The sequence below is a fragment of the Bacillus sp. EKM202B genome, assembly GCF_011066025.1.
GTDB classification, from domain to species: Bacteria; Bacillota; Bacilli; order Bacillales; family Bacillaceae_G; genus Bacillus_A; species Bacillus_A toyonensis.
In genome coordinates, this window is sequence record NZ_JAAMNK010000079.1 from 1 (window position 1) to 2,440 (window position 2,440).

Below are 2,440 nucleotides of genomic sequence, written 5' to 3' on the forward strand. Positions count from 1 at the left end.
TCAAAGAACTACTTGGTCGCTCATTTGCGACTCCCTTATGTTAACATCTTCATGTTTCAATGTCAACTAAGTTTTTTTATTTCGTTTGTCGTTTTCTGCATTATTGCATCGGCGACTTGTTTTATATTACACCTCAATATAATAATAGTCAATATTAATCTTTCGTTTTTTTTTAAAGATGAAAGATACTCTCATACCCCTTCTTTATTTCTCATACATATTAATAAGATAACTGAAAGGAGTGTAGAGATTGTTCGATTCTTCTTTATTACGCATCATAAGCACCCATTCAAGAATTCCAAACTATCATAGAAATTTCCCCATCATTCTATTCTGGAGTCAAAAAAGCGGTTGCACCTCTCTTGCTAATTGGTTCTTTTACCAGATTGATTTATTACAAACAGCTCTAAGCTATAGTCCTTTCATTCATAATTATGAATATCATATATACAAAAATACACCTGCCTATAGTGTACGACTAGGTATAGCGTTACGAGAAAAACAAAAAGAAACTTTTAAACTTGTTCGCAACCCTTATAGGAGGGCAGTCAGTTCTTTCGTATCCTTAATTGCACCTCCTTATGTGGAAAATCCCGAATGGAAACCCATCCGAAAGTTTTTATATCAAGATGAAAACTCTCCTAAAGGGATCTCATTTAAACAATTTCTATACTACTTATTTATTAAAGGTGCTCAAGCAGATGACATTAACCCACATTTCACACAACAATATATAACTGGTGAAGAAGAATATGTGACCAATTATATATACTTAGAAAACTTCAATCAGGAAATGAAAGAATTAGAAAAGCGTTTCGAATTAAAAGTTGCACCAATAAATGAGTTCTCAACATCTTGGCATCATCAAACTCCCACCATGATTTATAAAGGGGATTTTAGTGAAGCCGATATTACGAATCCTTTATTCCCTCGCCATCCTACTTTCGAAAGTTTTTACGATACTGAGTGTATGCAGCTCGTTCAAACAATATTTCAAAATGATTTCGATACATATAGATATAGCAAAGAATATCCATACTAATTTCAGTCTATTTTCTTTGCTAAATATAAAAAGATACCTCATATATATAAGGTATCTTTTTAACATTTTTAATTATATAAAACATACTGTTTAACAGTCCCGACTCTACACCTTATTACCTTTTAATAGATTACGTATTTTTTGCTTATCCGCCCATCCTACTCCAATTAAAACTAGACTTGCCCCCATTATTACCCTCCATGTCAGAGATTCATTTAATAGGATAATTGAAGTAACAATGCTTATTAACGGTAATGCATTTAAATATAATCCACTTACTGATGCAGAAACTCTCTCTAGCGCTTTATTCCAGAACCAATATGCTAAAATTGTTGCTCCAATAACAAGGTACATTACACTAAATCCCGTTTTCCAAGTTTCAATCTTTGGGAAACCGTAATAAAGAATTTCTACCAAGGCAAACGGCAATAGAATAACAGCTCCGATAATTAAAGTTAATGTGGTAAATACCTCATTTGATAAATACTGTTCTTGTTTTGGTCGTTTTAACAAAACTGTGTAGAAAGCAAATAGAAAAGTGCTCAATAATATAAGTACATCTCCTATTAAAGATACTTCTTGATCAACACCTTTAGATGGAATCGTAATAAAGAGTACTCCTATAGCCCCCAATATAATTCCTATCCAATAATTCAACCGAATTTTCTCTTTCAAAAAGAATGCTGAAAATAGAATTGTAACTAATGGTAATGCAGCATCTATGATACTAACATGTAATCCACTTGTTAAAGAAATGCCGTAGGATGTAAACATAAAATATCCAGCTACACCGGTAAAAGCTAACAAACTCATTCTTTTCCATGGAACTTTTTTATGTACAACTGATTTTTGTAGTTGTTTAAATGAGAATAGCATACAAATTCCACCCGCAAAGAAAAGACGAATAAACAACAAAGTAAACGGTTGAATAGATTCTAACGCCCATTTCGTTGGCGCAATGGCTGTCCCCCATAATATAACAGCCACTAATAACATGCATATTTCTTTCATAATCCCCCACACCCATCAAAAATATATGTTAACTACCTTAATTATAGATTCAGCCTTATGTAAAACCCTAAAAAAACAAAGAGGTTATGTAAGAGTAAAAATTTTTTTGTTCATTTTACAACTAAATTCATGCAAAAGGTAATTCTTACCTTTAATTTACATTTAAATATATTACTTTATAACCTTCTTATCACTTTATATCGTTTCTATTTTATCTTTTTTCTTCTTTAGGACTATTAAAATTATAGATTATAACAGCTGATAAATAAAAATAAACATAAAAAAACCTAAGTCGAATCGACTTAGGTTTTTGCTTGGCGACGTCCTACTCTCACAGGGACAAGGTCCCAACTACCATCGGCGCTAGAGAGCTTAACTTCCGTGTTC

At 32.2% G+C, this 2,440-nt stretch carries 2 protein-coding genes; one reads left to right on the top strand and one right to left on the bottom strand.

Translation table 11 applies throughout. The features are described 5' to 3' along the window. The first annotated feature begins 250 nt into the window (after positions 1-250). The gene (locus tag G9F74_RS29320; protein WP_000460464.1) at positions 251-1,042 is read left to right on the top strand and encodes a sulfotransferase family 2 domain-containing protein; all 792 of its coding nucleotides are present in this window, start codon (positions 251-253) and stop codon (positions 1,040-1,042) included. A gap of 105 nt (positions 1,043-1,147) precedes the next feature. Here G9F74_RS29320 and G9F74_RS29325 read toward each other — a convergent pair whose 3' ends face one another. Further along, positions 1,148-2,053, bottom strand: a complete 906-nt coding sequence (locus G9F74_RS29325; RefSeq protein WP_000658279.1) for a DMT family transporter — start codon at positions 2,051-2,053, stop codon at positions 1,148-1,150. Between the last annotated feature and the right edge of the window lie 387 nt (positions 2,054-2,440).